Consider the following 26,705-nt stretch of genomic DNA (forward strand, 5'->3'; position numbering starts at 1 on the left):
GGACCAGCCGGGGTTTTTGCAAGGGTGAAACCCTGTTACTTGTCGAACTGCTCTGACATGGTGTTGCCAGGATTCGGCGTGCGCGGCTCATCGACCGGACGCGGCGCCTTTGGCGTACCGTTGCTGTCGGAGTTGCTGCCCGGATCTTCCCAGCCCGCTGGCGGACGCACTTCGCGGCGCGCCATCAGGTCGTCGATCTGCGGCGCGTCGATGGTTTCATACTTCATCAGCGCGTCTTTCATCGCGTGAAGGATGTCCATGTTCTCGCTCAGAATCCGGCGCGCGCGCTGGTAGTTGCTGTCGATCAGGTGTTTAACTTCCTGGTCGATAATGCGCGCGGTTTCGTCAGACATATGTTTCGCTTTCGCCACGGAGCGGCCAAGGAATACCTCGCCCTCTTCTTCCGCATAGAGCAGCGGGCCCAGTTTTTCCGAGAAGCCCCACTGCGTCACCATGTTGCGCGCCAGGTTAGTGGCCACTTTGATGTCGTTGGAAGCGCCGGTGGAAACGTGTTCCGCACCGTAAATAATCTCTTCAGCCAGGCGACCGCCATAGAGGGTAGAGATCTGGCTTTCCAGCTTCTGACGGCTGGCGCTGATCGCATCCCCTTCCGGCAGGAAGAAGGTCACGCCGAGCGCACGTCCGCGCGGAATAATCGTTACCTTGTGTACCGGATCGTGTTCCGGCACCAGGCGGCCGATAATAGCGTGGCCCGCTTCGTGGTAGGCGGTAGATTCTTTCTGCGCTTCCGTCATCACCATGGAGCGACGTTCCGCACCCATCATGATTTTGTCTTTCGCTTTCTCGAACTCAACCATTGATACCACGCGCTTATTGCCGCGGGCGGCGAACAGCGCCGCTTCGTTCACCAGGTTAGCGAGATCCGCACCGGAGAAGCCCGGCGTACCGCGCGCGATGATGCCTGCGTCGATATCGGTCGCCAGCGGCACGCGGCGCATATGCACTTTCAGAATCTGTTCACGACCGCGCACGTCCGGCAGACCAACCACGACCTGACGGTCAAAACGGCCTGGACGCAGCAGCGCCGGGTCGAGAACGTCTGGACGGTTAGTCGCGGCGATAACGATGATACCTTCGTTGCCTTCAAAGCCATCCATCTCAACCAGCATCTGGTTCAGGGTCTGTTCACGTTCGTCGTGACCACCACCTAAACCTGCACCGCGCTGACGACCGACGGCGTCGATCTCATCAATAAAGATGATGCAAGGCGCAGCTTTCTTGGCCTGTTCGAACATGTCGCGCACGCGAGATGCGCCGACGCCCACGAACATTTCCACGAAGTCAGAACCGGAAATAGTAAAGAACGGCACTTTCGCTTCACCCGCGATAGCTTTCGCCAGCAGGGTTTTACCGGTACCCGGCGGGCCCACCATCAGCACGCCTTTGGGAATTTTACCGCCCAGCTTCTGGAAGCGGCTCGGTTCGCGCAGATACTCGACCAGTTCACCCACTTCCTCTTTTGCTTCGTCGCAGCCTGCCACGTCAGCGAAAGTGGTTTTGATCTGATCTTCCGTCAGCATACGGGCTTTGCTCTTGCCAAAGGACATCGCGCCTTTGCCGCCGCCGCCCTGCATCTGACGCATAAAGAAGATCCACACGCCAATCAGCAGCAGCATTGGGAACCAGGAGATAAAGATCGAAGCCAGCAGGCTCGGCTCTTCCGGCGGTTCGCCAACCACTTTGACGTTTTTGGTCAACAGGTTATCGAGTAACTTGGGATCGTTGACAGGAATGTAGGTCGTGTATTTATTACTGTCTTTCTTGATTACGTTAATCTCACGCCCGTTAATACGTGCCTCGCGGACCTGATCCTGGTTCACTTCCGACAGGAAGGTTGAATAATCAACCCTACGGCCATTCGACTCGCTGGGCCCAAAGCTCTGGAATACTGACATCAGCACGACCGCGATGACTAACCAGAGAATCAGGTTTTTCGCCATGTCACTCAAGGGATTAACCTCATATTACAACGGTGTTAACAGACAGCGTAGGGTACTATATATCCTTCATACATGGAATCGCGGCCGGTGGGCTGCAACTTCATCAATTGGGCTATAGTTTGCGCCCTGTCGCCACAATGTACACTTCGCGCGAACGAGATCGCGAAGCGTCCGGCTTACGAATTTTCACTTTCGTAAACAGGGAGCGAATTTCCCGCAGGTATTCATCGAAGCCATCTCCCTGAAACACTTTCACTACAAAACTGCCGCCCGGTGCCAGGATATCCCGACACATTTCAAGCGCCAGTTCAACCAAATACATCGACCGGGGAATATCGACTGCCGGCGTCCCACTCATATTGGGCGCCATATCCGACATGACCACCTGCACTTTCTGATCCCCTACGCGATCGAGCAGCGCCTTGATCACCGATTCTTCACGGAAATCGCCCTGAAGGAAATCGACACCAACGATAGGATCCATCGGCAGAATGTCGCAGGCGATAACGCGTCCCGAAGAGCCGATCTGCTGGACCACATATTGCGACCAGCCGCCGGGTGCAGCACCCAGATCTACCACGGTCATACCGGGTTTGAAAAGCTTGTCACCCTGTTGTATTTCATCAAGTTTAAACCAGGCGCGCGAACGCAACCCTTTTTTCTGTGCCTGAAGCACATATTTATCGCTAAAGTGTTCCTGTAACCAGCGGCTAGAGCTGGCCGAACGCTTTTTACCCGTCATAATTTTCTCAACTAAATCGTCATCGCAGCGATAAACCTGCACGCAATGGGTTGCGTTGATTTGGTGATAACCCCGAGATGGCGGTAGAATGAACCGTTTTCAATCCCTGAGTAAGCAAAAAATACGATGAATCTAAGTACCAAACAAAAACAGCACCTGAAAGGCCTCGCCCATCCACTGAAACCTGTGGTCATGATCGGTGGCAATGGCCTGACCGAAGGCGTGCTGGCCGAAATCGAATCCGCGCTGGAGCATCACGAGCTGATCAAGGTAAAAATCGCCTCGGAAGACCGTGAAACCAAACAGCTGATCGTTGAGGCAATCGTGCGTGAAACCAAAGCCAGCAACGTGCAGGTGATCGGTAAAACGCTGGTGCTGTATCGCCCTTCTAAAGAGAGCAAGATTTCTCTGCCGCGCTAAACGCGTCGCCGGGCAACCGGCCAGAGAAAGTGCCATGCTCCTGCATGGGTTAAAAGGCCGCATCGCGGCCTTTTCCATTCTTTACATACAACCTCTACGCTGTTCAAAGCGTAGCTCTCTCTTAAAGGTATTCCACTTTAAGAATTTCGTACTCAACATCGCCGCCCGGGGTTTTGATAATGGTCACATCGTCCACCTCTTTACCTACCAGACCGCGCGCCATCGGCGAGTTGACCGAAATCAGATTTTGCTTAAAGTCCGCTTCGTCGTCGCCCACGATGCGATAGGTCGACTCTTCGTCGGTATCGGTGTTAAGCACGGTTACAGTGGCGCCGAAAATCACGCGGCCGTTGTTCGGCATCGTGGTGACGTCGATAACCTGCGCGTTAGAAAGCTTGGCTTCGATCTCCTGAATACGACCTTCGCAAAACCCCTGCTCTTCGCGCGCGGCGTGATACTCCGCGTTCTCTTTCAGATCGCCGTGCTCGCGCGCTTCAGCGATTGAGGCGATGATGCGCGGGCGTTTGACGGTTTTCAGTTCGTTCAGCTCTTCGCGCAGCTTTTCGGCGCCCCTTAACGTCATCGGAATCTGATTCATTTAAGCTCCTCGCTCTCTTTCCTGTTTTAACGGCGTCGTCCTGACCAGTGTCCACAGAAAAACCGGTTCTGCAGGGTCTGACCCTCGTTTTGCAAATAAAAGAATCCTGACCCGGAAAAGGTTCCGGGCCAGAAAGTGGTTTTGCATTTTGATACGTATTTTAACCCAGAGTTCCCTGCGGGTCATCGTTTACTTTCCACCGTAACGGGACGTAGTATTGACGCCTTCACCTGCCAGTTACCGCGAGATTATGCGATTTTCACGACTTGTTACCGGACTAACCTGTGCGTTTATGCTGCAGGCACAAGCAGCGCCCGTAGATGAATACATGCAGTATTTGCCGGATGGCGCCAATCTGGCGCTGATGGTGCAGAAGATAGGCGCCAGCACCCCAATAATCGATTATCACGGCAAACAGATGGCGTTGCCCGCCAGCACCATGAAGGTGATCACCGCGCTGGCGGCGCTGCTGGAACTGGGCGGCGACTACCGCTTTCAGACCACGCTGGAAACCAAAGGCGCCATCAGCGACGGCACGCTCAACGGCGATCTGGTCGCGCGCTTTGCCGGCGACCCGACGCTGAGCCGTCAGGATCTGCGCAATATGGTCGCCGCGCTGAAAAAGCAGGGCGTCACCCATATTAAAGGCAACCTGGTGATCGACACCTCGGTGTTCGCCAGCCATGACATGGCGCCAGGCTGGCCGTGGAACGATTTGACCCAGTGCTTCAGCGCGCCGCCGGGCGCGGCCATCGTTGATAAAAACTGTTTCTCCGTCTCGCTCTACAGCGCCAGCACGCCGGGCGAAACCGCCTTTGTGCGCATCGCCTCTTACTACCCCGCCCATATGTTCAGCCAGGTGCGCACTATCGGCCGCAACAGCGGCGAAGGACAGTATTGCGAACTGGACGTGGTGCCGGGCGAGCTTAACCGCTATACGCTGACCGGCTGCATGCGCCAGCGCGCGGAGCCGCTGCCGCTGGCGTTCGCCGTACAGGATGACGCCGCCTGGGCTGGAGAGATCCTCAAGCAGGAGCTGCGTCAGGCGGAGATCGATTACAGCGGTCACCTGGTGCGTCAGTCCCAGGTGACTTCGCCGGGCACCGTGCTGGCGTCGACCCAGTCCGCGCCCCTGCACACGCTGTTGCATACTATGCTGAAAAAATCGGACAACATGATCGCCGACACGGTGTTCCGCACCATCGGCCATCACTATTTCAACGTGCCCGGCACCTTCCGCGCCGGATCGGACGCTATCCGCCGCATCCTGCGTGAGAAAGCCAATATTGATTTAGGCAACAGCATTCAGGTAGACGGCTCGGGGCTGTCGCGCCACGATCTGATCGCGCCGGATACCATGATGCAGGTGCTGCAGTACATTGCGAAAAACGACGCGACGCTGGACTACATCTCTATGCTGCCGCTGGCGGGCCACGACGGCACGCTGCAATATCGCGGCGGCCTGCACGAGGCGGGCGTTGACGGCAAAGTGTCGGCGAAAACCGGCTCGCTGCAGGGGGTCTATAATCTGGCTGGCTTTATCACCACCGCCAGCGGCGCGCGCGTCGCCTTTGTGCAGTACCTGTCGGGCTATGCGGTACCGCCGGAGGATCAGCGCACGCGGCGCATTCCGCTGGTGCGCTTCGAGAGCCGTCTCTATCGGGATATCTATCAAAACAACTAGCGTATGAAAATATTGATCGTTGAGGACGATGTACTGCTGCAGGGCGGCCTGACTCAGGCACTCAGCAGCCAGGGTTACGCCGTTGACTGCGCCGCCAGCGCCGCCGAGGCGGACGCGCTGCTGCACAGCGCGCAGTACAGTCTGATCGTGCTGGATCTCGGCCTGCCGGATCGCGACGGCGGCGATCTGCTGCGGCAGTGGCGGCGAGCCGGAATCGATCTGCCGGTGCTGATCCTGACCGCGCGCGACGCGCTCAGCGATCGCATCGAGGGGCTCGACGCCGGTGCCGACGACTATCTGATCAAGCCGCTGGCGCTGGCGGAGCTGCAGGCGCGCGTACGCGCCCTGATCCGCCGCTATCAGGGCCACAGCGACAACCTGCTGCGCCAGGGCGATCTGACGCTGAACCTCTCTTCGCAGCAGGTGCTGCTGGAGAATCAGCCGCTCGACGTGACGCCCAAAGAGTTTGCGCTACTGACCCGTCTGCTGATGCGCATCGGGCAGAATGTGCATCGTGAAACGCTGCAGCAGGATCTCTACAGCTGGCAGGACGATACCGGCTCCAATACGCTGGAGGTGCATATCCACAATCTGCGCCGCAAGCTAGGCAAAGATCGCATCAAAACCGTGCGCGGCGTCGGCTATCGGCTGGAGAACCGTGAATGAACAGCATGCGTCAGCGCTTGCTGATTATGCTGGCGCTGATTCTGCTTACCTGTCAGATCATGAGCGCCTTCTGGCTGTGGCACGAAAGCCGCGAGCAGATTAGTTTTCTCGTCAACGAAACCCTCTCCGCAAAGGCGCGCAACGATCGCGTCGAAAATGAGATCCGCGAAGCGATCGCCTCGCTGCTGCTGCCCTCGGTGGTTATGGTCGGCCTGACGCTGGTGCTCTCCTTCTGGGCGATTAGCTGGATCGTCCGCCCGCTGCGAGCGCTGCAGACCAGCCTGGCGCAGCGCTCCGCCGATAACCTGACGCCGCTTGCCATTCAATCGGATATGGAAGAGGTGGCGGCGGTAACCGGCGCGATTAACCAGCTGCTGGCGCGCCTCGATCACACGCTGCAGCAGGAGCGGCTGTTCACGGCGGACGCCGCCCATGAGCTGCGCACCCCGCTCGCCGGGCTGCGCCTGCACCTTGAACTATTGCAGCAGCAGGGCGTGCCGCAGAGCGAGATGCTGGTGGCGCGTATCGATCAGCTGATGCATACCGTCGAGCAGTTGCTGATGCTGGCGCGGGCCAGCCAGGCGCTGGCCAGCGGCCACGCGCAGCCGGTGCGCTGGCTGACGGAAATTTTGCAGCCGCTGCAGCCGGAAATGCGCGAGCTGGTCGAACAGCGCCAGCAGCAGCTTGTCTGGCCAGACAAAGCGGTGGCGCAAAGCCAGGGCGAGCCGGTGCTGCTGCGCCTGCTGCTGCGCAATCTGCTGGAGAACGCCTCGCGCTATAGTCCACCTCAGAGCCAGATTGAAATTACGCTCGAAGAGAACGACGGGAATATCATTCTCAGCGTTATCGATGAGGGGCCGGGCATCGATCCCGACGCGGCGGAAGAGCTGACCAAAGCGTTTCGCCGTCGCGATCAGCGCTACGGCGGCAGCGGTCTGGGGCTGAATATCGTGCTGCGCATCCTGCAGATGCACTATGGCGAGCTGAAGCTCATTAATCGCAGCGATCGCAGCGGGCTAATCGCCCGCTGCACGCTGCCGTTGCGCCTGAACTGATCAGAAATGGGTATTCAGGCTGACGTAATAGGTCCGGCCTGATTCGTTATAGGTATTGGCTCCCGCGCCATAGAGCCAGGCACCGGTAGTGGCGTTGCCGGTGGTCTGCGCGTTGCCCTGGCGGTAGTGGCGCTTATCGAACAGGTTGTCGATGCCGAGCGTCACGCTGGCGAACTTATTCACCTCATAGGTGCCGCTCAGGCCGACCACTGAGTAAGGACTTACCTCATCGGTGGCGCTGCCGGTAACCGCATTACCTTTGTAGTCATACTTCTTCGGCACCTGCTTGCCGTACCAGGTCAGCGTGGATTGCAGCGACAGATCCTGCGTCGCCTGCCAGCTCAGCGTCGAGTTCAGCGTATAGTCGGGAATAATCGACAGGCGATCGCCGGTCTCTTTATTCTTGCTCTGCAGCATATAGGTGAAGTTGTTGTTCCAGCTAATGCTCTCCGTAACTGGAATATTGACCGTGCCTTCCAGCCCTTCCACCACCGCTTTCGGCACGTTCTCCCACTGATAGATGTCGGTGGTACCGTTAGAGGCTTTGCCGGACGGCGCGTAGCCCGCTTCGATCTTGTTGCGGTAGTCGTTGCGGAACCAGGTCAGGCCCGCCTGATAGCCTTCATGCTTCCACTCCAGCCCAATCTCTTTGTTGATGCTGTTTTCCGCTTTCAGGTCTCGGTTGCCCTGCAGGTAACAGGCGCCGGTGCTGGCGGCGCAGCCCTGACCGTTGCTGTAGAGCAGATAGTTCGGGTTGGTCTGATAAAGGCTCGGCGCTTTATAGGCGCGGCCAATGCCCATCTTCAGCGTGAAATCCTCCCCGAGCCCCTGAGAGAGATTAAGCGACGGACTCCAGTTATCGCCGACGATCGAATGGTGATCGAAGCGCAGGCTCGGCGTCAGCATGGTGCTGTCAGTCAGCTCCATATTGTCTTCGGCGAACAGCGAAAAGATTTCCGCCTGCGAATAGGGGCTGCGTCCGCTGCTGGCGATGCCCGGCACCGAACCGTTAGAAGCAACCTGGGTGGTCGACGAGGGATCTTTCATGCGCTGCTGGTTCCACTCGACGCCGAGGGTGGCGGTCTGGTTCACCAGCAGGTCGAACGGCACGCTGATTTCGCTGTGCAGCAGCACATCGTCCAGCTGAATGGTATTGAAGCCGCTGTTGGAGAAGATGCCTTCGGTGCCGCCGGCCAGCCCTTCATTGATGCGCGAGTTGCGCGTGTTCTCATAGCGCGCGTAGGTGTTGGTGCTGACGCCGTTATCCCAGGCGCCGGTCCACTTCACCGCGAAGTTCTGGCGGTAGAGACGGTTAGTCTCTTTGCCGTACAGGCTTTTTACCAGCGCGCTGGTATTGGTGTTCTGGGTATCGCCAGCATAGAGGTTGCCCTGACGGCTATAGCCCGCCTGCAACTCCAGCGCCTGCATCGGCGCGAACGCCCAGCGCAGCAGAGCGTTGATATCTTTGTTGACCACCCCTTCACGGCCGGCCGGATAGCTTCCGGCGTAGCTGCCGGTACGATCCGCCGCATGGCCTTCGTTGATGTCGTAAGCGTCCGCCTGGGTTTTCGCCAGGTTGCCGTAGAGACGGAAGCTGACGTCATCCCCCAGCGGCCCTTCCAGGCTAAAGTTGGTGCGGCGCGTGGCTCCCTCGTCCTTATGCTCCGGCACGTTGTAGTAGGCGTTCCAGGATCCGTGCCACTGCTGGTCATCATATTTTTTGGTGATGATATTCACCACGCCGCCCGCCGCGCCGTTGCCGTAGCGCACCGCCGCCGGCCCGCGGATCACCTCAATGCGCTCAATCATCTCTGGCGGCACCCAGTTGGTGTCGCCGCGCGTATCCCGTTCGCCGCGCCAGCCGAGACGCACCGAGTTCCGGCTGGAAACCGGCATGCCGTCCACCAGAATCAGGGTATTTTCCGGCCCCATACCGCGAATATCGATCTGCCGATTGTTGCCGCGCTGGCCGCTGGTGGAGTTACCGGTGAGGTTGACGCCAGGCATGGTGCGGATGATTTCCGATACGTCGCGCGCAGGCGGACGCTTTTTAATTTCATCGGCGGTAATGGTGGAGACGCCTGGCGCCTGCAGGTTCTGCTGCGCCGCGCTTACCACCAGCGTATCGACGGTGCCGGACGCTGAAGAGGTGCTGGTGTCGGCCGCCTGCGCGCTGGTCGCGGCCAGACCGAGTTCAATGAGAATGGCTAATGACAAACGGGATAATGTAGGCATTTTTTATGTTCCTGGATTGCCTGCGAAAACCTTATCGTCTCCTGCAGGCGCGCCGGTAAAAGAGTCATTCCTTGCGAGCAAGCATTCCAGCCGCGCCCAGGCTCTCCTTTGCGGAACATCCGTCTGATAACACAGGCTGATGAGGCTGGCGGAACGCGCGCGCTCCGCGATGTTGGAGCGGGAAACACCCTATTGCAAATGCAAATAATTATCAATAGTATTCTTCATAACATCCGTGCAGCTTTGCGCGCTTCTGGCCCAGTAAATAAGCTCTCTATGACGTGGTTAACCAACGAAACCGGCAGTGACTCCTGGTGGCGAACATTACAGCAGCAGGGTCTTCCCCTTATCGAACCCGCCGATGATGGCGAATGCGGCGTCACCTTTTTCTGGCGCGATCCGCAGGGAAGTGAAACCACCTCCTCTACGCGCCGCGTCTGGATCAATATCACCGGCGTGACCGATCACCATCAGCGCGCCGCCCCCCGCTCTCTCAGCCGCATCCCTGGCACCGACGTCTGGTACTGGCGCACGCAGCTGCCAGCCAGCTGGCGCGGCAGCTACTGCCTGATGCCCGACAGCGATGCCGCCGCCTTCGCGGGCGAGCCGGATATGGCGACCCTGCGCGCCTGGTGGCGCGAAAAATTCCTCACCGCGCAGGCGGATCCGCTCAATCCGCTACGCGGCTGGGCGGGCGGGCGCGGCATGCACGTCTCGCCGCTGCATCTGCCGGGCGCACCCGATCAGCGCGTCTGGCAGGCGGTTGATAGCGGCCGCGCCCCCGCCCTGCCGCTGCAGCACCATATCTGGCAGAGCGCGCGCCTCGGCAACTGCCGCTCGGTGTGGATCTACGCCACCGGCGAGGCGCAGTCGACCGAACGTCCGCTGGCGCTGCTGCTGGACGGCCAGTTCTGGGCCAACAGCATGCCGATCGCCTGGCCGCTGCAGCAGCTTACCGACGCTGGTGAGCTGCCGCCGGCGGTCTACGTCATGATCGACATCATCGATCGCGAACACCGCAGCCGCGAACTCCCCTGCAACCCCGACTTCTGGCTGGCTCTGCAGGAAGAGCTACTGCCGCAGCTGCAGGGCTGGGCGCCGCATCGCATCAGCGCCGCCGAGACGCTGGTAAGCGGACAGAGCTTCGGCGGCCTGTCGGCCGTCTATGCCGCACTTAACTGGCCGCGCCAGTTCGGCGGCGCTATCAGCCTTTCCGGCTCGTTCTGGTGGCCGGAACGCGGCCAGCCTGACGGCAGGCTGATCCAGCAGCTGCAGCAGGGCGACTACCGTCAGACGCCGTCGCGCTTTTATCTGGAGGCGGGACGTCGCGAGCAGCTGATTTATAGAGCAAACCAACAGCTTCAGCAGGACCTGTGCGCCGCAGGGCACCAGGTCATTTTTCATCCGGTCGACGGCGGCCACGACGCGCTTTGCTGGCGCGGCGGCCTGCTCAATGGACTGAAAGCAATGTGGCAGCATCTTCTTTAAATCGCCTGGCTAGCCCGACTGTTGCGGGCAGGAGACCGATATGCAACCCAATCCCTTTGACGATCCGCAGCAGGATTGTCTTGTGCTGATCAACGATCGCCAGCAGTACAGCCTCTGGCCCGCTTTTCGCGCCCTGCCCGCTGGCTGGCGCAGCCTCTTCGGCCCGCAGCCGCAGGCGGAATGCCTGAGCTGGCTCAATGCGAACTGGCGCGATATTCGCCCGGCCCACCCGACCACCAACCGGAGCGACCATGTCTGAGACGCTGATGAACCCACACCATACCGACCAGAAAATCCTGCCGCTGGTGGCGGCGCAGCCCGGCATCTGGATGGCCGATCAGCTGTCGCAGCAGACTAACGCCTATGCGGTCGCGCACTTTGTCGAGCTGCGCGGCGAGCTGGACGGCGCGCTGCTGAGCAAAGCGATCGTCGCCGGTATGCAGGAGGCGGATACGCTGAACATGGCGTTTGGCGAGCATGAAGGCGAAGCGGTGCAGTGGCTGTCGCCGCAGACGTTCACCCTGCCTGAGATCCTCGATCTGCGTCAGCACGCCGATCCTGACGCCGCCGCCCGCGAACTGATGCGCGCCGATATGGCTGGCGATCTGCGCGTACTGAGCGGCGCGCCGCTGTGGCATCACCAGCTGATGCGCCTGGGCGAGCAGCGCTGGTTCTGGTATCAGCGCTATCATCACCTGGTGGTGGACGGCTTTAGCTTCACTGCTCTGACGCGCCGCATCGCCAACCTTTACACCGCATGGATGTGCGGTGAAACGCCGCAGCCGACGCCTTTTACCCCCTTCAGCGAGGTGGTCGAAGAGTATCAGCGCTATCAGGCTTCGCCGAGCTGGCAGCGGGATCGCGACTTCTGGCGCGAGAAAAGCGCGCAGCTGCCGCCGCCCGCCTCAATTTCTCCCCTGCCGCTGGCCGGGCAAAGCGCCAGCACCGCGCTGCTGCGCCACACCTTCTCGCCAGATAGCACGCACTTTCAGACGCTGGTTCAGCAGATGGGCGTCAGCGCGGCCGATGCTGCTTTTGCGCTGGTGGCGCTCTGGCTGGCGCGCCTGAGCGGCCAGAATGATTTCGCCGCCGGCTTTATCTTTATGCGCCGTATCGGCTCCGCGGCGCTCTGCGCCACCGGCCCCGTCATTAACGTGCTACCGATGGCGGTGCATTACGATCCCGCTCAACCGCTCAGCGCGCTGGCGCGCCAGCTGGCCGCGGAAGTGAAAAAGATGCGTCGCCATCAGCGCTTTGACGCCGAACAGGTGCAGCGCGACGCCGGCCGGCTCGGCGACGGCGATCCCCTCTACGGCCCGGTGATCAACCTGAAGATGTTCGACTATCAGCTCGACTTCAACGGGGTCGAAGGGATAACGCATCAGCTGGCGTCAGGCCCGGTGCGCGATCTGGAAATCGCGATCTATATCAGCGAACAGGGCGAACTGACGCTGGAGCTGCTGGCCAACGCCGCACGCTACCAGCAGGCGGTGCTGACGCAGCACGCCAGCCGTTTCGATCTGCTGCTGCGGCAGCTGGCGGCGCAGCCGGATCGCCCCTGCGGCGAGCTGGATCTGCTGACCGAGGCGGAACATCAGCAGCTGGAGACGATCAACCAGACCGCGATGCCGCTGCCGGAGGCCACCCTCGACAGCCTGCTGCAGGCGCAGGTGCTGCGCACCCCCAACGCGCCTGCGCTGGCGGACGATCGCCACCAGCTCAGCTATCGCGAGATGCGCCAGCAGGTCGAGGCGCTGGGGCAGCAGCTGATCGCCAGCGGCGTGCAGCGCGGCGATATCGTCGCCGTGGCGCTGCCGCGCGCGGTGTTTCTGTCGCTGGCGCTGCAGGCAATTGTCAGCGTCGGCGCGACTTATCTGCCGCTGGATACCGGCTATCCCGACGATCGTCTGCAGATGATGCTGGAGGATGCCGCACCGAAAACGCTGATCGTCAGCCGCGCGCTGGAGACCCGCTTCGCCGCGCTGTCGCCTGTCGCCCCGCTCTTCTATGACGCGCTGCTGCCTGAGGTCGCCGCGCCCGCGCAGCCGCAGCCGCCGCGCCCGCAGGATGGCGCCTATCTTATTTACACTTCCGGCTCGACCGGCCGCCCGAAAGGGGTGCTGGTGGGCCATGAGGCGATCGTCAACCGTCTGCTGTGGATGCAGGCGAGCTATTCGCTCACCGCCGACGACGTGGTATTGCAGAAAACGCCCAGCAGCTTCGACGTTTCGGTGTGGGAGTTTTTCTGGCCGCTGATGACGGGCGCGCAGCTGGTCATGGCGCCGCCGGACGCGCACCGCGATCCCGACGCGCTGCAGCAGCTCTTCGCGCGCTATCGCGTCACCACCACCCACTTTGTTCCCTCAATGCTGGCGGCCTTTGTCGCCTCGCTGCAGGAGGAGGAGGCCGTGGCGCGCTGCGCCAGCCTGCGCCGCGTCTTCTGCAGCGGCGAGGCGCTGCCCGCCGATCTGTCGCGCCAGTGGGAAGCCCTGACCGGGGTGCCGCTGCACAACCTTTACGGCCCGACCGAGGCGGCGGTGGACGTTAGCTACTACCCCGCGTTCGGCCCGGAGCTGGCGGCGGTAGAGGGTGCCAGCGTGCCGATCGGCTTCCCGGTCTGGAATACCGGCCTGCGCATCCTTGACGCGCGCCTGCAGCCGGTTCCGCCCGGCGTCGCGGGCGATCTCTATCTTACCGGCGTGCAGCTGGCGCACGGCTACCTCGATCGTCCCGACCTTACCGCCAGCCGCTTCGTCGCCGACCCGTTCGGCGACGGCACGCGCATGTACCGCACCGGCGACGTGGCGCGCTGGCTCGCTAACGGCGCGGTGGAATATCTGGGCCGCAGCGACGATCAGCTAAAGATTCGCGGACAGCGCATTGAGCTGAACGAGATCGACCATGCGCTGGCGGCGCAGCCCGGCGTGCAGCAGGCGGTCACGCACGCGGTGGTGCTGGGCAACGCCGACGCGCAGCAGGGCGACGCGCGTCAGCTGGTGGGCTATGTGGTGGCAGACCGCCCCGTTGATGGCGAGGCGATGCGCGCCGCGCTGGCGCAGCAGCTGCCCGCCCATATGGTGCCGGTGGCGATCGTTGCGCTGGAGGCGCTGCCGCTCAGCAGCAACGGCAAGCTGGATCGCAAAGCCCTGCCGCTGCCGCAGAGTCGCGCGCACGATGCGGGTCGCGCGCCGCTGCCGGGGCTGGAGACGCAGCTGGCAGAGGCGTTCGCCGCGCTGCTGGCGCGCGACAGCGTCGGCGCGCAGGAGGATTTCTTTGCGCTTGGCGGCCATTCGCTGCTGGCGATGCGGCTGGCGGCGCAGCTGCGGCGCGAGCTGAAGCTGCCGGTTTCCGTCGGCCAGATTATGGTCGCCTCGACGGTTGAGAAGCTGGCAGCGCTGCTGAGCGATGCGCAGGCGGCGCAAAACGCCGGTTTTGAGCCGGTGCTGCCGCTGCGCGTCGGCAGCGGGCCGACGCTGTTCTGCTTCCATCCGGCGTCGGGCTTCGCCTGGCAGTTCAGCGTTCTGCAGCGTTACCTGGACGCGCGCTGGTCTGTCGTCGGCATTCAGTCACCGGACGCCAGCGGCCCGCTGAATCAGGCGGCGCACCTGGATGCGGTGTGCGACGCCCATCTCGCCACGCTGCGGCAGCAGCAGCCGCACGGGCCTTACTATTTCCTCGGCTATTCGCTGGGCGGCACGCTGGCGCAGGGCATCGCCGCGCGGCTGGAAGCGCTCGGCGAAGAGGTCGCCTTCCTCGGCCTGCTTGATACCTGGCCGCCAGAGACGCAAAACTGGGATGAAAAACGCGGCGAGAACCAGCTGGATCCGGCGGTGCTGGAAGAGGTGAACCGCGAGCGCGAGCAGTTTGTTGCCGCGCAGCGTCAGCAGGCGGGCGAAGGGTTAGAGGCGATGTTCGACGCGATCGAAGCTAACTACGCCAGTTCGGTACGGCTGCTGGCGACGGCGCGCAGCGCGCGCTTCAGCGGCCGCGCCACGCTGTTCCTCGCCACCGAGACGCAGCAGCCGGGTCAGGATGCGCGTCGCGCCTGGGCGCCCTATGTCGGCGAGCTGGAGGTGCGGCCGCTGGCGTGCGCCCACGTTGAGATTATCTCGCCGCGTATGTTTGAACAGATCGGCCCGCAGCTGCAGCAGCTGCTGGCGAAGTTTGCCTGACCGCCTTTTTGGCAGAGAGCGGAGTTGCCTGAAAAGCGTCTCGCGCCAGGCACAAAAGCGCAGCGTTGACCCGGTAACGGGCGCACCTCAGGGATGAGGTGCGTAGTGGCTCACTCGCCCGCTTCGGCACCCGCCCTTCAGCGCTTGCTGCAGCCCTTCAGCGCTTGCTGCGCCCCAGCGGCACAATCATCGGCGTATGCGCCACCGGATCCTCAACAATCATGCAGCGCAGCCCGTAGACCGCCTCAATCAGTTCCGGCGTCACGATCTCGGCCGGCCTGCCCTCGGCAACAACCTGGCCGTTGCGCATCGCAATCAGATGCGTAGCGTAGCGGCACGCCTGATTCAGATCGTGCAGCACCACCACCAGCGTGCGGCCATGCTGCTGATTGAGATCCTGCATCAGCTCCAGCAGTTCGATCTGATGGGTAATATCGAGCCAGGTCGTGGGTTCATCCAGCAGCAGCAGCGGCGTCTGCTGCGCCAGCACCATGGCGATCCAGACGCGCTGGCGCTGGCCGCCGGAAAGTTGATCCACCGGCTGCGCGGCGATATCCGCCACGCCGGTGGCCCGCATCGCCTGCTGCACCGCCGCCTCATCCTCGTCACGCCAGCGGCCGAACAGCGGCTGATGCGGATAGCGCCCGCGCGCCACCAGCTCGCTGACGCTGATGCCGGAGGGCGCCTGCGAGCTTTGCGGCAGCAGGCCGAGACGCCGCGCCACCTCTTTGGTTGAGAGGCGCGAAATCGCCGCGCCGTCGAGCAGCACCTGCCCTTTCAGCGGCGGTGCCAGCCGGCTCAGCGCACGCAGCAGCGTCGATTTGCCGCAGGCGTTAGGGCCGATAATTACCGTCAGTTCCCCATCAGGAATGGCGACCGATAGTCCCTCCGCCACGATTTTCTTCTCGTAGCCCAGCGTCAGCGCATCGCCCTGCAGGCGCGCTGTCTTCTCAGTCATTGGCGTCGCGCCTCCCTAATCAGTAATGCAATCAGATAAAGCCCGCCGAGGCTGACGGTAATAACGCCGACCGGCAGCTGATAAGGCAGGAAAAGGTGCTGCGCGGCATAGTCCGCCGCCAGCAGCAGCAGCGCACCGCACAGCGCCGCCAGCGGCAGCGCGCCTTTGATCCCGCCGCACAGGCGACGAGCAATCTGCGGTGCCAGCAGGGCGACAAACGAAATCGGACCGGCCAGCGCGGTCGCGGCGGCGGTCAGCACCACGCCGAGCAGCATCAGCCACAGCCGGCTGCGCTCTACCGGCACGCCCAGCGCACAGGCGGTATCGTCGCCCATCTCCATCAGGCGCATACGTCGCGCCAGCAGCGCGGTCAGCAACAGCGCCGCCAGCAGCACGGCGATGACCGGCGCGGTTTTCGCCCAGGTAATACCGTTGAGCGATCCGGCGCTCCATAGCCCGGCGCTGAGCGCCGCCTCAAGCGAGGCGCTGACGATCAGCCAGCCGTTAAGCGCCATCAGCAGCGCCCGTACGCTGATGCCGACGATAATCAGCCGGAAGGTTTCGACGCCGTTGCGCCAGGCGAAAAGATAGACCACGCCTGCGGTCAGCACGCCGCCCAGCAGCGCCGCCAGCGTCATGGCCTCGCTGTTTTGCTGAAACAGCACCAGCGCCACCAGCACGCCGCTATAGGCACCGGTATTAAAGCCGAGAATATCGGGGCTGCCGAGTGGGTTGCGCAGCAGCGACTGAAAAATCGCGCCGCTGACGCCCAGCGCCGCGCCGAGCAGCAGCGCCATCGCCACGCGCGGCAGCCGCCACTCCAGCACGATCAGCTGAACGTTGCGCGCCGCCTCGCCGTTGACCAGCTGCCAGAGCTGCGCCCCGCTAATCGGCAGCGCGCCGCGCGTAACGCCGAAAAAGGCCAGCAGCGCGCAGGCCGCCAGCAGCCAGATACCGTGCATCATCGCCCGACTCATATCTGCCCTCTCCCCAGCTTGCGGCGCACCAGCACGATCAGCATCGGCGCGCCGAGCAGCGCGGTAACCACCGCGACGCGCAGCTCGCCAGGCACCATCAGGCGGCCCAGTATATCGGCAGCCAGCAGCAGACAGGGGGTAATCAGCAGCGTGCCAGTCAGCATCCAGCGGTGGTCATTGCCCCACAGCCAGCGGGCCAGATGAGGAGTCATCAGCCCGACAAAGGCGATGGGGCCGACGGCGGCCGTGGCGGCGCCGCTCAGCAGGGCGATAGCCAGCAGCCCGAGCAGCTGGGTTCGCGCCACGCGCGCGCCGAGCGCCGTCGCCACATCGCCGCCCATGCTCAGGGTATTGAGCGAGCGCGCCAGCAGCAGCGCAATCAGCGCGCCGACCGCCACCGCTGGCCAGGTGGCGCGCAGCACGGCAAAGCTGCGAATATCCAGCGAGCCGCTGTGCCAGAAGCGCAGATGGTCGTAAATATCGGGATTAAGGAGAGAAAGCCCGGAGGTCAGCCCTTCCAGCACCGCGCCCAGTGCCACGCCCGCCAGGGTCAGGCGCACCGGATTAACGCGGCCGCCGCCGAGCGCGCCGGTCAGCGCCACCAGCAGCGACGCCAGCAGCGCGCCGAGGAAGGCGAAGCCGAGCCAGTCGGCGGGCGTATCCGCGCCGACCAGGGCGATGCCCAGCACCACGGCGAAGCCCGCCCCCGCGTTGACGCCGAGAATGCCGGGATCGGCGAGCGGATTGCGCGTCAGGCTCTGCATCAGCGCCCCCGCCAGCCCGAGCGCGCAGCCCGCCAGCAGGCCGGCAAGGGTGCGCGGCAGGCGCGCTTCGCGCACGATAACGCAGTCGGCGCTGCCGCAGCTGGTGGTCAGGGCAAGAGAGACATCATGAATGGCGATCGATTTGGCGCCGAGCATCAGGCTGAGCGCAAGCAAGAGCAACAGCAGCATCCCTGAGGCGGCTATTGCGATGAGATGGCGCATAACGTTCCGAACCTTCACTGTTCACTGACGCAGCGGTCGCGTCAATTTGATAATGATACTTGTTATCGTTATTACTCGTATTTTTGTATGTTACCATGATTCGCCTCGACTACAGCGAGGAAAACCGCAGCAAAAGGCGAAGCAATGAACAAACCCTCCCATCTCATCGATCTCAGCCTGTTGAAGACGCATCCCGCTTTTCGCGCCGTCTTTATCGCCCGTTTTATCTCTATCGTCGCGCTCGGCATGCTGGCGATTGCCGTGCCGGTGCAGATCCAGCAGCTGACCCGCTCGCCGGCGCTGGTCGGGCTCGCCGTTACCCTGGCGGGCGCAGGCATGTTTATCGGCCTGCTCACCGGCGGCGTGCTGGCCGATCGCTACGAGCGCAAACGGCTTATCCTGATTGCGCGCTCGACCTGCGGCCTCGGCTTTGTGGCGCTGGCCGTCAACGCCTCGCTGCCCTCCCCGTCCATCGGCGCGGTGTTTCTGCTGGGCCTGTGGGACGGCTTCTTCGGCGCGATCGGCGTGACGGCGCTGCTGGCGGCCACGCCGGCGCTGGTGGGACGCGAGAACCTGATGCAGGCGGGCGCGATAACGATGCTGACGGTGCGCTTCGGCGCCATTCTCTCGCCCGCCGTCGGCGGTCTGGTGCTGGCGCACGGCGGCGCGGCGTGGAACTACGGCCTCGCCGCCCTCGGTACGCTGCTTACCGTGCTGACCCTGCTGCGGCTGCCCCTGATGCCGCCGCCGCCACAGCCGCGCGAACATCCGCTGCGGGCGCTAGCCAGCGGCGTGCAGTTCCTGTTTTCTGCGCCGCTGGTCGGCATGGCGGCGCTGATCGGCGCGCTGGTCACGCTGGCGAGCGCGGTGCGCGTGCTCTATCCGGCGCTGGCACCGCACTGGCAGGTCAGCCTTGATGAGCTGGGTCTGATGTATGCCGCCGTGCCGCTCGGCGCGGCGCTGGGGGCGCTGACCAGCGGCCGGCTCGCGCAGACGCCGCAGCCTGGCCGCCTGATTCTGGCCAGCGCCGTCGCCGCTTTCCTGGCACTTGGCGCCTTCAGCCTGATGCCGCAGTTCGCGCTCGGGCTGGCGTGTCTGGCGGCCTTCGGCTACTTCAGCGCCGTTAACAGTCTGGTGCAGTATCAGCTGATCCAGTCGCTGACGCCCGATGCCCTGTTGGGGCGCATCAATAGCCTCTGGACGGCGCAGAACGTCACCGGCGATGCAATCGGCGCGGCGATGATCGGCGCGCTGGGGTCATGGCTGCTGCCGCAGCAGGCCGCCGCGCTGACGGGTTTCGGCGCGGCGCTGCTGGGAGGCGTGATGTGGATCCTGATGGCGAGACTGCGACGCTATCAACCGCCAGCACCGTCGCTGGCAGAAGAGGCGTCATGATTTAACGAACAGCTGCTCAAGACGCGTCAGCAGGTGGCTGGCGCTGTAGTAGTCAAGACGAAAGGTGTCGGCGCCCAGCGCATAAACCTGCTGCTGCTTTACCGCCGCGGTCTGTGCCAGGAACGGGTTCTGCATCAGCTGTTGCGCGCCCGGCTCCTCTGCGGCGAATAACAGAAAGGTGTTGCCGTTCAGGCCGCTGGCGACGTTTTCGCCGGAGAGCTGAATAATATCTTTGCGCTGGCCCATGCTGTGCGTTTGCTGCAGATCCGCAGGCGGCACGGCGAGCGTAAAGCCGAGCTGCTCCAGCAGCTTGCCCTGTGCCGATTCGCTCGTCCACAGATTCACTGCGCGGCCGCCGCCGTTAAACACCATGGCGGAAACGGGCTGCGGCGGCAGCGTAATTTTCTGCTTCAGCGCCGCCTCTTGTGCATCGAACGCCTTTACGCGCGCCGCCGCGTCCGCCTCGTGGCCGGTCGCTTCGCCGAGCAGCGTGACCAGCTGCTGCCAGCTTTTATCGTCATAGTTCACCACCAGCGTCGGCGCGATAGCCGAGAACTGATCGACCAGCTTCAGAGCGGAATCGTTGCCGGTAGCGCTGACGATAATCAGATCCGGCGCTTCTGCGGCCACCGCTTCGGCGCTCGGTTCGCCAATATAGAGCCGCTTGAGGTTTTTACGCTTCGCGACGTCGCTCCACTGGCGGAAAAACCCCTGCTCGTCCGCCAGACGGCTGCCCGGCGCGGTCGCCCCGCTGGCGATTACCGGCGCGTCGATGGCCAGCAGCGACCCGGTCAGGGTCACGCTGGTAGAGACGATGCGCTGCGGCGCTTTCTCCAGGTTTATGCTGCCGCTGCCGCTTTGCAGCGTACGCGGCCAGCCGCCTTCGGCTCGCGCGTCAGAATTAGCCAGCACGGAGACGAAAGCCAGCGCGGCCACCGTGGTAAAAATCCGCTTAAACATAAGATTCAGCCCACCTTTAACTGTCAGACAAGGTTCTGCCGCCTCGGTGAATCAGGCTGAGATCGCACGCGCGATGCCGCGAATTTATTGACACTCCAGCCTAATCAACGTAGGTTACACAACCACAATACAAATGATAATCATTATTAGTTACCTTATCATTTATAGGTGAAAATTATGGTGGAAACGTTGACGTTTGGAAATCCCCTGCTTGAGGATTTCTCCGCACTGTGTCGGGGATTTGTCTTTACATCTCCGTGGCGCAGTATCGCTACGCAGGGCTGCTACACCACCATCGCCACGCCGGTGGCCGATGGTGACGCCCTGAACGGTGACTTTCAACAGCAGCTGCGACGCCACTTCGCCTGCGCAAAAAAGCAGGGCATCGCCCATCCGATCCTGGTGGGCGCTATCCCCTTCGACGTTACGCAGCCCGCCGCGCTGTTTATTCCTGAATCGCATCAGACCTTTAACCGCGCCGATCTCCAGGCTGCGCTGCCCGGGGTTCCGCCGCCGCTGCCGCAGGTGCGCCGCCGCGCCGCGATGCCGGAGCACGATGTTTTTACCGCGATGGTGGCAGAGGCGGTTGCCGCCACGCAGCGCGGCGAGCTGGACAAGGTGGTGCTGTCGCGCCTGATGGATATCGTTACGGAGCAGCCGGTGGATATCGCCGCGCTGATGCAGCGCATCGTGGCGCAAAACCCAAACAGCTATCACTTCCACCTGCCGCTGCCGCAGGGCGGTTCGCTGGTCGGCGCCAGTCCGGAACTTATGCTGCGCAAAAAGGGGCGTGATTTCAGCTCCTGTCCGCTGGCCGGCTCCGCGCGACGCGACGCCGACGCGCAGCGCGACAGGGCCGCGGGCGACGCACTGATGCAGTCGACGAAAGATCGTCACGAGCACAGGCTGGTGACCGATGCGATGCGCGACGTGCTGCAGCCGCGCAGCCGCCTGCTCTCGGTGCCCGCCACCCCTTCTCTGCTGACCACCGCCACCCTGTGGCATCTGGCGACGCAGATCGACGGCGAGGTGCTCGATGAGCAGGAGAACGCGCTGTCGCTCGCCTGCCTGCTGCATCCCACGCCCGCGCTGAGCGGCTTCCCACACAGGCGCGCGCAGCAGCTGATCCAGACGCTGGAGCCGTTTGACCGCCGCCTGTTCGGCGGTATCGTTGGCTGGTGCGACGACCAGGGCAACGGCGAATGGGTCGTTACCATCCGCTGCGGCACCGTACACGGCGCGCGGGTGCGCCTGTTCGCCGGCGCAGGCATCGTCGCGGATTCGCAACCTGAATCAGAATGGCGCGAGACCGGTGTCAAACTCGACACCATGCTGCGCGCTTTTGGACTGCAATAAAGGAACTCGTATGTCGATCCCTTACCATCGCTGGCCAGACGATCTGGCCGCGCGCTACCGTGAGAAAGGTTACTGGCTGGATGTGCCGATGACCGATATCCTGGCGCGCCATAAAGAGAGCGACGCCATCGCCGTTATCGAAGGCGATCTGCAGCTGAGCTATCGCCAGCTGGCGCAGCGCAGCGACAACCTCGCCGCAGCGCTGCAGCGTCGCGGGCTGAAAAACGGCGACACCGCGCTGGTGCAGCTGGGCAACGTCGCCGACTTCTACGTTACCGTTTTTGCACTGTTCAAGCTGGGCGTGGCGTCGGTTTACGCGCTGTTCAGCCACCAGCGCACCGAGCTGCTGGCCTACGCCGCGCAGATCGAACCTGCGCTGCTGATCGCCGATCGCCGCCATACGCTGTTTGCCGACGACAGCTTTACTGACGTGCTGCGCGCTGCGCAGCCGTCGCTGCGCCAGGTCATCCTGCGCAACAACAGCCAGCCGGAAAACAGTCTGGAAGCGCTGATGGCCGACGCGGCGGGTGATTTCCAGCCGACGCCGACCGCCGCCGACGAGGTCGCCTTTTTCCAGCTCTCCGGCGGCAGCACCGGCACGCCCAAGCTGATCCCGCGCACCCATAACGACTACTACTACAGCATCCGCGCCAGCGACGAGATCTGCGCGGTCACCGCCGACACGCGTTATCTCATCGCCTTACCCGCGCCGCATAACTTTGCCATGAGTTCGCCGGGCGCGCTGGGCGTCTTCTACGCTGGCGGCCAGGTGATTCTGGCCGAGGATCCCAGCGCGACAAACTGCTTCCCGCTGATTGAAAAGCATCAGGTCACCGATACCGGGCTGGTGCCCCCCGCCGTCAGCCTGTGGCTGCAGGCGATTCAGGAATGGGGCAGCAATCAGGCGCTGACGTCGCTGCAGCGGATGCAGGTTGGCGGCGCGAAGCTGGGCGAAACGCTGGCGGCGCGCATTCAGAGCGAGATCGGCTGCCGGCTGCAGCAGGTGTTCGGCATGGCGGAAGGGCTGGTCAACTACACCCGTCTCGACGACGATGAAAAAACCATTCTCACCACCCAGGGCCGTCCGATTTCGCCGGACGATGAGGTGTGGGTAGCAGACGAGAACGGCGATCCGCTGCCGAGCGGCGCCGTCGGCCGCCTGATGACGCGCGGCCCCTATACCTTCCGCGGCTACTACAAAAGCCCGGAGCATAACGCGGCCAGCTTCGACGCCAACGGTTTTTACTGCTCGGGCGATCTGATCGAGATTAACCCGCAGGGTTACATCACCGTACAGGGGCGCGAGAAAGATCAGATCAACCGCGGCGGCGAAAAGATCGCTGCCGAGGAGATCGAAAATCTGCTGCAGCGCCATACCGATGTGATCCACGCGGCGCTGGTATCGATGCATGACGAACTGATGGGCGAAAAAAGCTGCGCCTTTATCGTCGCGCGCCAGCCGCTCAAGCCAGTGGCGCTGCGCCGCCATCTGCGCGAGCTGGGCGTTGCCGAATATAAGTTGCCCGACCGTATTACCTGCGTGGATGAACTGCCGCTGACCCCGGTCGGCAAAGTAGATAAGAAACGCCTGCGCCAACAGCTTGCCGATCAACAAGCGCAAGCCTGACCTGTTCCGGAGATTTTATGGCTATTCCAAAACTGACCTCATATTCGCTGCCTGCCGCCGCCGAGCTGCCCGCCAACAAGGTGAAATGGACGCTGGAGCCGCAGCGCGCTGCCCTGCTGATCCACGATATGCAGGCCTACTTCCTTAACTTCTGGGGTGAAAACAGCCCGCTGGTCAATCAGGTGGTAGAGAACATCGCGCGCCTGCGCGCCTGGTGCAAGTCGCAGGGCATCCCGGTGTTCTATACCGCGCAGCCCAATCAGCAGAGCGACGAGGATCGCGCGCTGCTGAACGATATGTGGGGACCGGGCCTGAACAAGCATCCAGAGCAGCAGAAGATTGTCGATGCGCTGGCGCCCGACGCTGATGATCAGGTGCTGACCAAGTGGCGCTACAGCGCTTTTGTCCGCTCGCCGCTGGAGTCGATCCTGCAGGAGATGGGACGCGATCAGCTGATCATCACCGGCGTCTACGCCCATATCGGCTGTCTCACCACCGCCACTGACGCCTTTATGCGTAATATCCAGCCCTTTATGGTGGCGGACGCGCTGGCGGATTTCAGCCGTGAAGAGCATATGATGGCGCTGACCTATACCGCCGGACGTAGCGGCAAAGTGGTAATGACTGCGGATTTAATGCCGCTGCCGCTCAGCAAGGACGATCTGCGCGCGCTTATTCTGCCGCTGCTGGAAGATGACGAGGTGCCGGAAGATGATGAGAACCTGATCGACTACGGTCTCGACTCCGTGCGCATGATGGCGCTGGCGGCGCGCTGGCGTCAGGCGCACGGCGATATCGACTTCGTAAGCCTGGCGAAAAATCCCACTATCGACGGCTGGTGGGCGCTGCTGTCACGGGAGACAGCCTGATGAGCCAGCGCTTTGACTTCAGCGGCAAGCAGGTCTGGGTGACCGGCGCAGGCCAGGGCATCGGTTACCATACCGCGCTGGCGTTTCACGCGGCGGGCGCACAGGTTCAGGGCTTCGATCTGCGCTTTCACGATATTGACTACCCTTTCGCCTGCCACACGCTTGACGTGGCCGATGCCGGACAGGTGAAAACGCTCTGCCAGCGCCTGCTGGCGCAGCAGCCGCGCCTCGACGTGCTGGTAAACGGCGCGGGCATCCTGCGTATCGGTGCCACCGACGAGATCTCTGCCGCCGATTTCCAGGCATGCCTGGCGGTCAACGTCGGCGGCGCCTTCAATATGTTCCAGCAGACGCTGCCGGTGTTTCGCCAGCAGCGCGCGGGCGCAATCGTCTCTGTCGCCTCGAACTCGGCGCACGCGCCGCGTATCGGCATGTCAGCTTACGGCGCGTCGAAAGCCGCGCTGCGCAGCCTCACCCTGACGGTCGGCCTGGAGATGGCACCCTATGGCGTGCGCTGCAATATCGTTTCGCCCGGCTCGACCGATACCGAGATGCAGCGCAGCCTGTGGCATACGCCGACCGCCGAGCAGGAGATGATCGACGGCTTCCCGGATCAATATAAGCTCGGCATCCCGCTGCGCAAGATCGCCACGCCGCAGGAAATCGCCCACAACGTGCTGTTCCTCGCCTCGGATCTTGCCAGCCATGTGGTGCTGCAGGATATCGTGGTTGACGGCGGCGCGACGCTGGGAGCCTGACCGATGGCGATCTGGAAACGCGAGACCGATCTCGACGCGCTAAACGCCATCGGCGAGCACTCGCTGGTGGCGCATATTGGCATCCGCTTTACCGCTATCGGCGACGATTACCTGGAGGCGACCATGCCGGTTGACGCGCGCACCCATCAGCCCTTCGGCCTGCTGCACGGCGGCGCGTCGGTGGTGCTGGCGGAGTCGATGGGCTCGATCGCCGGCTATCTCTGCACCGAAGAGGGCAAAAGCGTGGTCGGCATTGAGGTAAACGCCAGCCATCACCGTTCGGTCTCCAGCGGCGAAGTGCGCGGCATCTGCCGCCCGCTGCATATCGGCTCACGCAATCAGGTGTGGCAGATTGAAATCCGCAACGCGCGCGGCCAGCTCTGCTGCTCGTCGCGGCTGACGGTGGCGGTGCTGGGGTAATGAAAAAGGGACAGCTTTCGCTGTCCCTTTTCTTCGGCATTAACGCTGGTAGATGATTTCGACGCCTTCGTCGTCATCTTCGTCCCAGTCGTCATCCCACTCTTCATCTTCTTCTTCAGCCACGCTTTCCATCGTCTCACGGTGGTAGTCATCCCACATGAACTCGACTTTCTCGGGCTTCTTCTCTTCTTCTTCCGCTTCTTTCGGGTTGGCGTTGATGAAGCTCATCACGTCCCAGCAGAGATCCTGCACGCCCTGACGGCTTGCAGCGGAGATCAGATAATATTTCTCTTCCCAGCCCAGCGCCTCGGCGATCGCTTTAGCGCGCGCCTGCGCTTCTTCTTCGCTAATCAGGTCAACTTTGTTGAACACCAGCCAGCGCGGCTTGTTGAACAGCTTGTCGCTGTACTTCTCCAGCTCGCCAAGAATAATGCGCGCGTTTTCCACCGGATCGGACTCATCGATCGGCGCGATGTCGATCAGGTGCAGCAGCACGCGGCAGCGCTCAAGGTGCTTCAGGAAGCGGATACCGAGGCCAGCGCCTTCGGCGGCCCCTTCAATCAGGCCTGGAATATCGGCGACAACGAAGCTCTGCTCGCTGTCCATGCGCACCACGCCCAGGCTCGGCACCAGGGTGGTGAACGGGTAGTCCGCCACTTTCGGCTTCGCCGCCGAGACGGCGCGGATAAAGGTCGATTTACCGGCGTTCGGCAGACCCAGCATGCCGACGTCGGCCAGCAGCATCAGCTCCAGCTGCAAATCGCGCTTCTCGCCCGGCGTACCCATGGTTTTCTGACGCGGGGTACGGTTTACCGAGGATTTAAAGCGCGTGTTGCCCAGGCCATGCCAGCCGCCTTTGGCGACCATCAGCTTCTGCTCGTGACGCGTCATATCGCCCAGCGTTTCGCCGGTGCCCTGATCGATGACGCGCGTGCCGACCGGCACCTTGACGATAATGTCCTGACCGCGTTTGCCGGTACAGTCACGGCTCTGGCCGTTCTGACCGCGTTCGGCGCGAAAGGATTTCTCAAAGCGGTAGTCAATCAGGGTATTCAGGTTCTCGTCAGCGACCAGATAAACGTCGCCGCCGTCGCCACCGTCGCCGCCGTCCGGGCCGCCTTTCGGAATATATTTTTCACGGCGGAAGCTGACGCAGCCATTGCCGCCGTCGCCGGCAACCACCAGGATTGTCGCTTCATCAACAAACTTCATTTTCTTTCTCCGTCACACAATCGTCCGCGCGCCTTACGGGCTGCGGACGGGTCCGCCAGGGTCTGTCTGCGCTGACCGGCGGCGGATAAATCAGGACTGATTTGCATCAGGCGTACATAAAGTGTACAGCAATACAGAACGACAGGTCGCAGAATGTAAAAAGCCC

22 protein-coding genes are annotated in these 26,705 nt (G+C 62.5%); 13 read left to right on the forward strand and 9 right to left on the reverse strand.

The features are described from left to right. Positions 1-35 precede the first annotated feature (35 nt). Entirely contained in the window at positions 36-1,961 is a 1,926-nt protein-coding gene (gene ftsH, locus LB453_RS19735; RefSeq protein ID WP_033749306.1) for an ATP-dependent zinc metalloprotease FtsH, read from the reverse strand. A 112-nt stretch (positions 1,962-2,073) separates the two neighbouring features. Next, complete coding sequence (gene rlmE, locus LB453_RS19740; RefSeq protein ID WP_033749635.1) at positions 2,074-2,703, reverse strand: 23S rRNA (uridine(2552)-2'-O)-methyltransferase RlmE; 630 nt, start codon at positions 2,701-2,703, stop codon at positions 2,074-2,076. 126 nt (positions 2,704-2,829) lie between these two features. Between rlmE and yhbY the strand changes: the two genes are divergently transcribed. Continuing rightward, positions 2,830-3,123, forward strand: a complete 294-nt coding sequence (yhbY, locus tag LB453_RS19745) for a ribosome assembly RNA-binding protein YhbY (protein WP_103793786.1) — start codon at positions 2,830-2,832, stop codon at positions 3,121-3,123. Positions 3,124-3,244: 121 nt separating this feature from the next. On the opposite strand, the gene greA is transcribed toward yhbY, so the two are convergent. Beyond that, complete coding sequence (greA, locus tag LB453_RS19750; RefSeq protein ID WP_103793785.1) at positions 3,245-3,721, reverse strand: transcription elongation factor GreA; 477 nt, start codon at positions 3,719-3,721, stop codon at positions 3,245-3,247. A 250-nt stretch (positions 3,722-3,971) separates the two neighbouring features. Between greA and dacB the strand changes: the two genes are divergently transcribed. The 3 genes from dacB to pmrB are packed head-to-tail and all read left to right on the forward strand — an operon-like array spanning position 3,972 to position 7,126. After that, the gene (gene dacB / locus LB453_RS19755; protein ID WP_103793784.1) at positions 3,972-5,405 is read left to right on the forward strand and encodes a serine-type D-Ala-D-Ala carboxypeptidase; all 1,434 of its coding nucleotides are present in this window, start codon (positions 3,972-3,974) and stop codon (positions 5,403-5,405) included. Positions 5,406-5,408: 3 nt separating this feature from the next. After that, positions 5,409-6,071 (forward strand): two-component system response regulator PmrA, encoded by a 663-nt coding sequence (pmrA, locus tag LB453_RS19760; RefSeq protein ID WP_103793783.1) that lies wholly within the window; start codon positions 5,409-5,411, stop codon positions 6,069-6,071. Further along, positions 6,068-7,126 (forward strand): two-component system sensor histidine kinase PmrB, encoded by a 1,059-nt coding sequence (gene pmrB / locus LB453_RS19765; RefSeq protein ID WP_103793782.1) that lies wholly within the window; start codon positions 6,068-6,070, stop codon positions 7,124-7,126. Before pmrA ends, pmrB begins: the two co-directional genes overlap by 4 nt. Here the strand turns inward: pmrB and LB453_RS19770 are convergent, their stop codons facing one another. Beyond that, the gene (locus LB453_RS19770; protein ID WP_103793781.1) at positions 7,127-9,361 is read right to left on the reverse strand and encodes a TonB-dependent siderophore receptor; all 2,235 of its coding nucleotides are present in this window, start codon (positions 9,359-9,361) and stop codon (positions 7,127-7,129) included. A 276-nt stretch (positions 9,362-9,637) separates the two neighbouring features. On the opposite strand from LB453_RS19770, the gene fes reads away from it, so the two are divergent. The 3 genes from fes to LB453_RS19785 are packed head-to-tail and all read left to right on the forward strand — an operon-like array spanning position 9,638 to position 15,021. Then, positions 9,638-10,849: an enterochelin esterase gene (gene fes, locus LB453_RS19775; RefSeq protein WP_224481557.1), complete on the forward strand. Its 1,212-nt coding sequence runs from the start codon at positions 9,638-9,640 to the stop codon at positions 10,847-10,849. Positions 10,850-10,889: 40 nt separating this feature from the next. Further along, on the forward strand, positions 10,890-11,108 hold the full coding sequence (locus LB453_RS19780; protein WP_103793779.1) for an MbtH family protein: 219 nt from the start codon (positions 10,890-10,892) through the stop codon (positions 11,106-11,108). Then, positions 11,101-15,021 carry an enterobactin synthase subunit F gene (locus LB453_RS19785; protein WP_103793778.1) on the forward strand — a complete coding sequence of 1,307 codons (3,921 nt, stop codon included), beginning with the start codon at positions 11,101-11,103 and terminating at the stop codon, positions 15,019-15,021. Before LB453_RS19780 ends, LB453_RS19785 begins: the two co-directional genes overlap by 8 nt. A gap of 157 nt (positions 15,022-15,178) precedes the next feature. On the opposite strand, the gene LB453_RS19790 is transcribed toward LB453_RS19785, so the two are convergent. Genes LB453_RS19790 through fepD form a run of 3 tightly spaced genes read right to left on the reverse strand, consistent with a single transcriptional unit; the run spans position 15,179 to position 17,942 of the window. Further along, the gene (locus LB453_RS19790; protein ID WP_103793777.1) at positions 15,179-15,979 is read right to left on the reverse strand and encodes an ATP-binding cassette domain-containing protein; all 801 of its coding nucleotides are present in this window, start codon (positions 15,977-15,979) and stop codon (positions 15,179-15,181) included. After that, positions 15,976-16,956, reverse strand: coding sequence for an iron-enterobactin ABC transporter permease (gene fepG / locus LB453_RS19795; protein ID WP_103793776.1), 981 nt, complete (start codon positions 16,954-16,956; stop codon positions 15,976-15,978). The genes LB453_RS19790 and fepG overlap by 4 nt, the downstream gene beginning before the upstream one ends. Next, entirely contained in the window at positions 16,953-17,942 is a 990-nt protein-coding gene (gene fepD / locus LB453_RS19800) for a Fe(3+)-siderophore ABC transporter permease (protein WP_103793775.1), read from the reverse strand. Before fepD ends, fepG begins: the two co-directional genes overlap by 4 nt. A 144-nt stretch (positions 17,943-18,086) precedes the next feature. Between fepD and entS the strand changes: the two genes are divergently transcribed. Further along, the gene (entS, locus tag LB453_RS19805) at positions 18,087-19,337 is read left to right on the forward strand and encodes an enterobactin transporter EntS (protein ID WP_103793774.1); all 1,251 of its coding nucleotides are present in this window, start codon (positions 18,087-18,089) and stop codon (positions 19,335-19,337) included. On the opposite strand, the gene fepB is transcribed toward entS, so the two are convergent. Beyond that, positions 19,332-20,297 carry a Fe2+-enterobactin ABC transporter substrate-binding protein gene (gene fepB / locus LB453_RS19810; protein ID WP_103793773.1) on the reverse strand — a complete coding sequence of 322 codons (966 nt, stop codon included), beginning with the start codon at positions 20,295-20,297 and terminating at the stop codon, positions 19,332-19,334. The genes entS and fepB overlap by 6 nt on opposite strands. 177 nt (positions 20,298-20,474) lie before the next feature. On the opposite strand from fepB, the gene LB453_RS19815 reads away from it, so the two are divergent. The 5 genes from LB453_RS19815 to LB453_RS19835 are packed head-to-tail and all read left to right on the forward strand — an operon-like array spanning position 20,475 to position 25,327. Continuing rightward, positions 20,475-21,653, forward strand: coding sequence for an isochorismate synthase (locus LB453_RS19815; protein WP_103794031.1), 1,179 nt, complete (start codon positions 20,475-20,477; stop codon positions 21,651-21,653). 10 nt (positions 21,654-21,663) lie between these two features. Then, positions 21,664-23,280 (forward strand): (2,3-dihydroxybenzoyl)adenylate synthase, encoded by a 1,617-nt coding sequence (locus LB453_RS19820; RefSeq protein WP_103793772.1) that lies wholly within the window; start codon positions 21,664-21,666, stop codon positions 23,278-23,280. A 17-nt stretch (positions 23,281-23,297) separates the two neighbouring features. After that, positions 23,298-24,149, forward strand: coding sequence for an isochorismatase (locus LB453_RS19825; RefSeq protein WP_103793771.1), 852 nt, complete (start codon positions 23,298-23,300; stop codon positions 24,147-24,149). Further along, the gene (gene dhbA / locus LB453_RS19830; RefSeq protein WP_103793770.1) at positions 24,149-24,907 is read left to right on the forward strand and encodes a 2,3-dihydro-2,3-dihydroxybenzoate dehydrogenase; all 759 of its coding nucleotides are present in this window, start codon (positions 24,149-24,151) and stop codon (positions 24,905-24,907) included. Before LB453_RS19825 ends, dhbA begins: the two co-directional genes overlap by 1 nt. A gap of 3 nt (positions 24,908-24,910) precedes the next feature. Further along, a complete protein-coding gene (locus tag LB453_RS19835; protein ID WP_224481558.1) occupies positions 24,911-25,327 on the forward strand; it encodes a hotdog fold thioesterase in 417 nt (138 codons plus the stop codon). Positions 25,328-25,366: 39 nt separating this feature from the next. Here the strand turns inward: LB453_RS19835 and cgtA are convergent, their stop codons facing one another. Further along, complete coding sequence (gene cgtA, locus LB453_RS19840) at positions 25,367-26,539, reverse strand: Obg family GTPase CgtA (RefSeq protein ID WP_103793768.1); 1,173 nt, start codon at positions 26,537-26,539, stop codon at positions 25,367-25,369. Positions 26,540-26,705: the final 166 nt, after the last annotated feature.

It is taken from the genome of Pantoea agglomerans, assembly GCF_020149765.1.
GTDB lineage: Bacteria > Pseudomonadota > Gammaproteobacteria > Enterobacterales > Enterobacteriaceae > Pantoea > Pantoea alvi.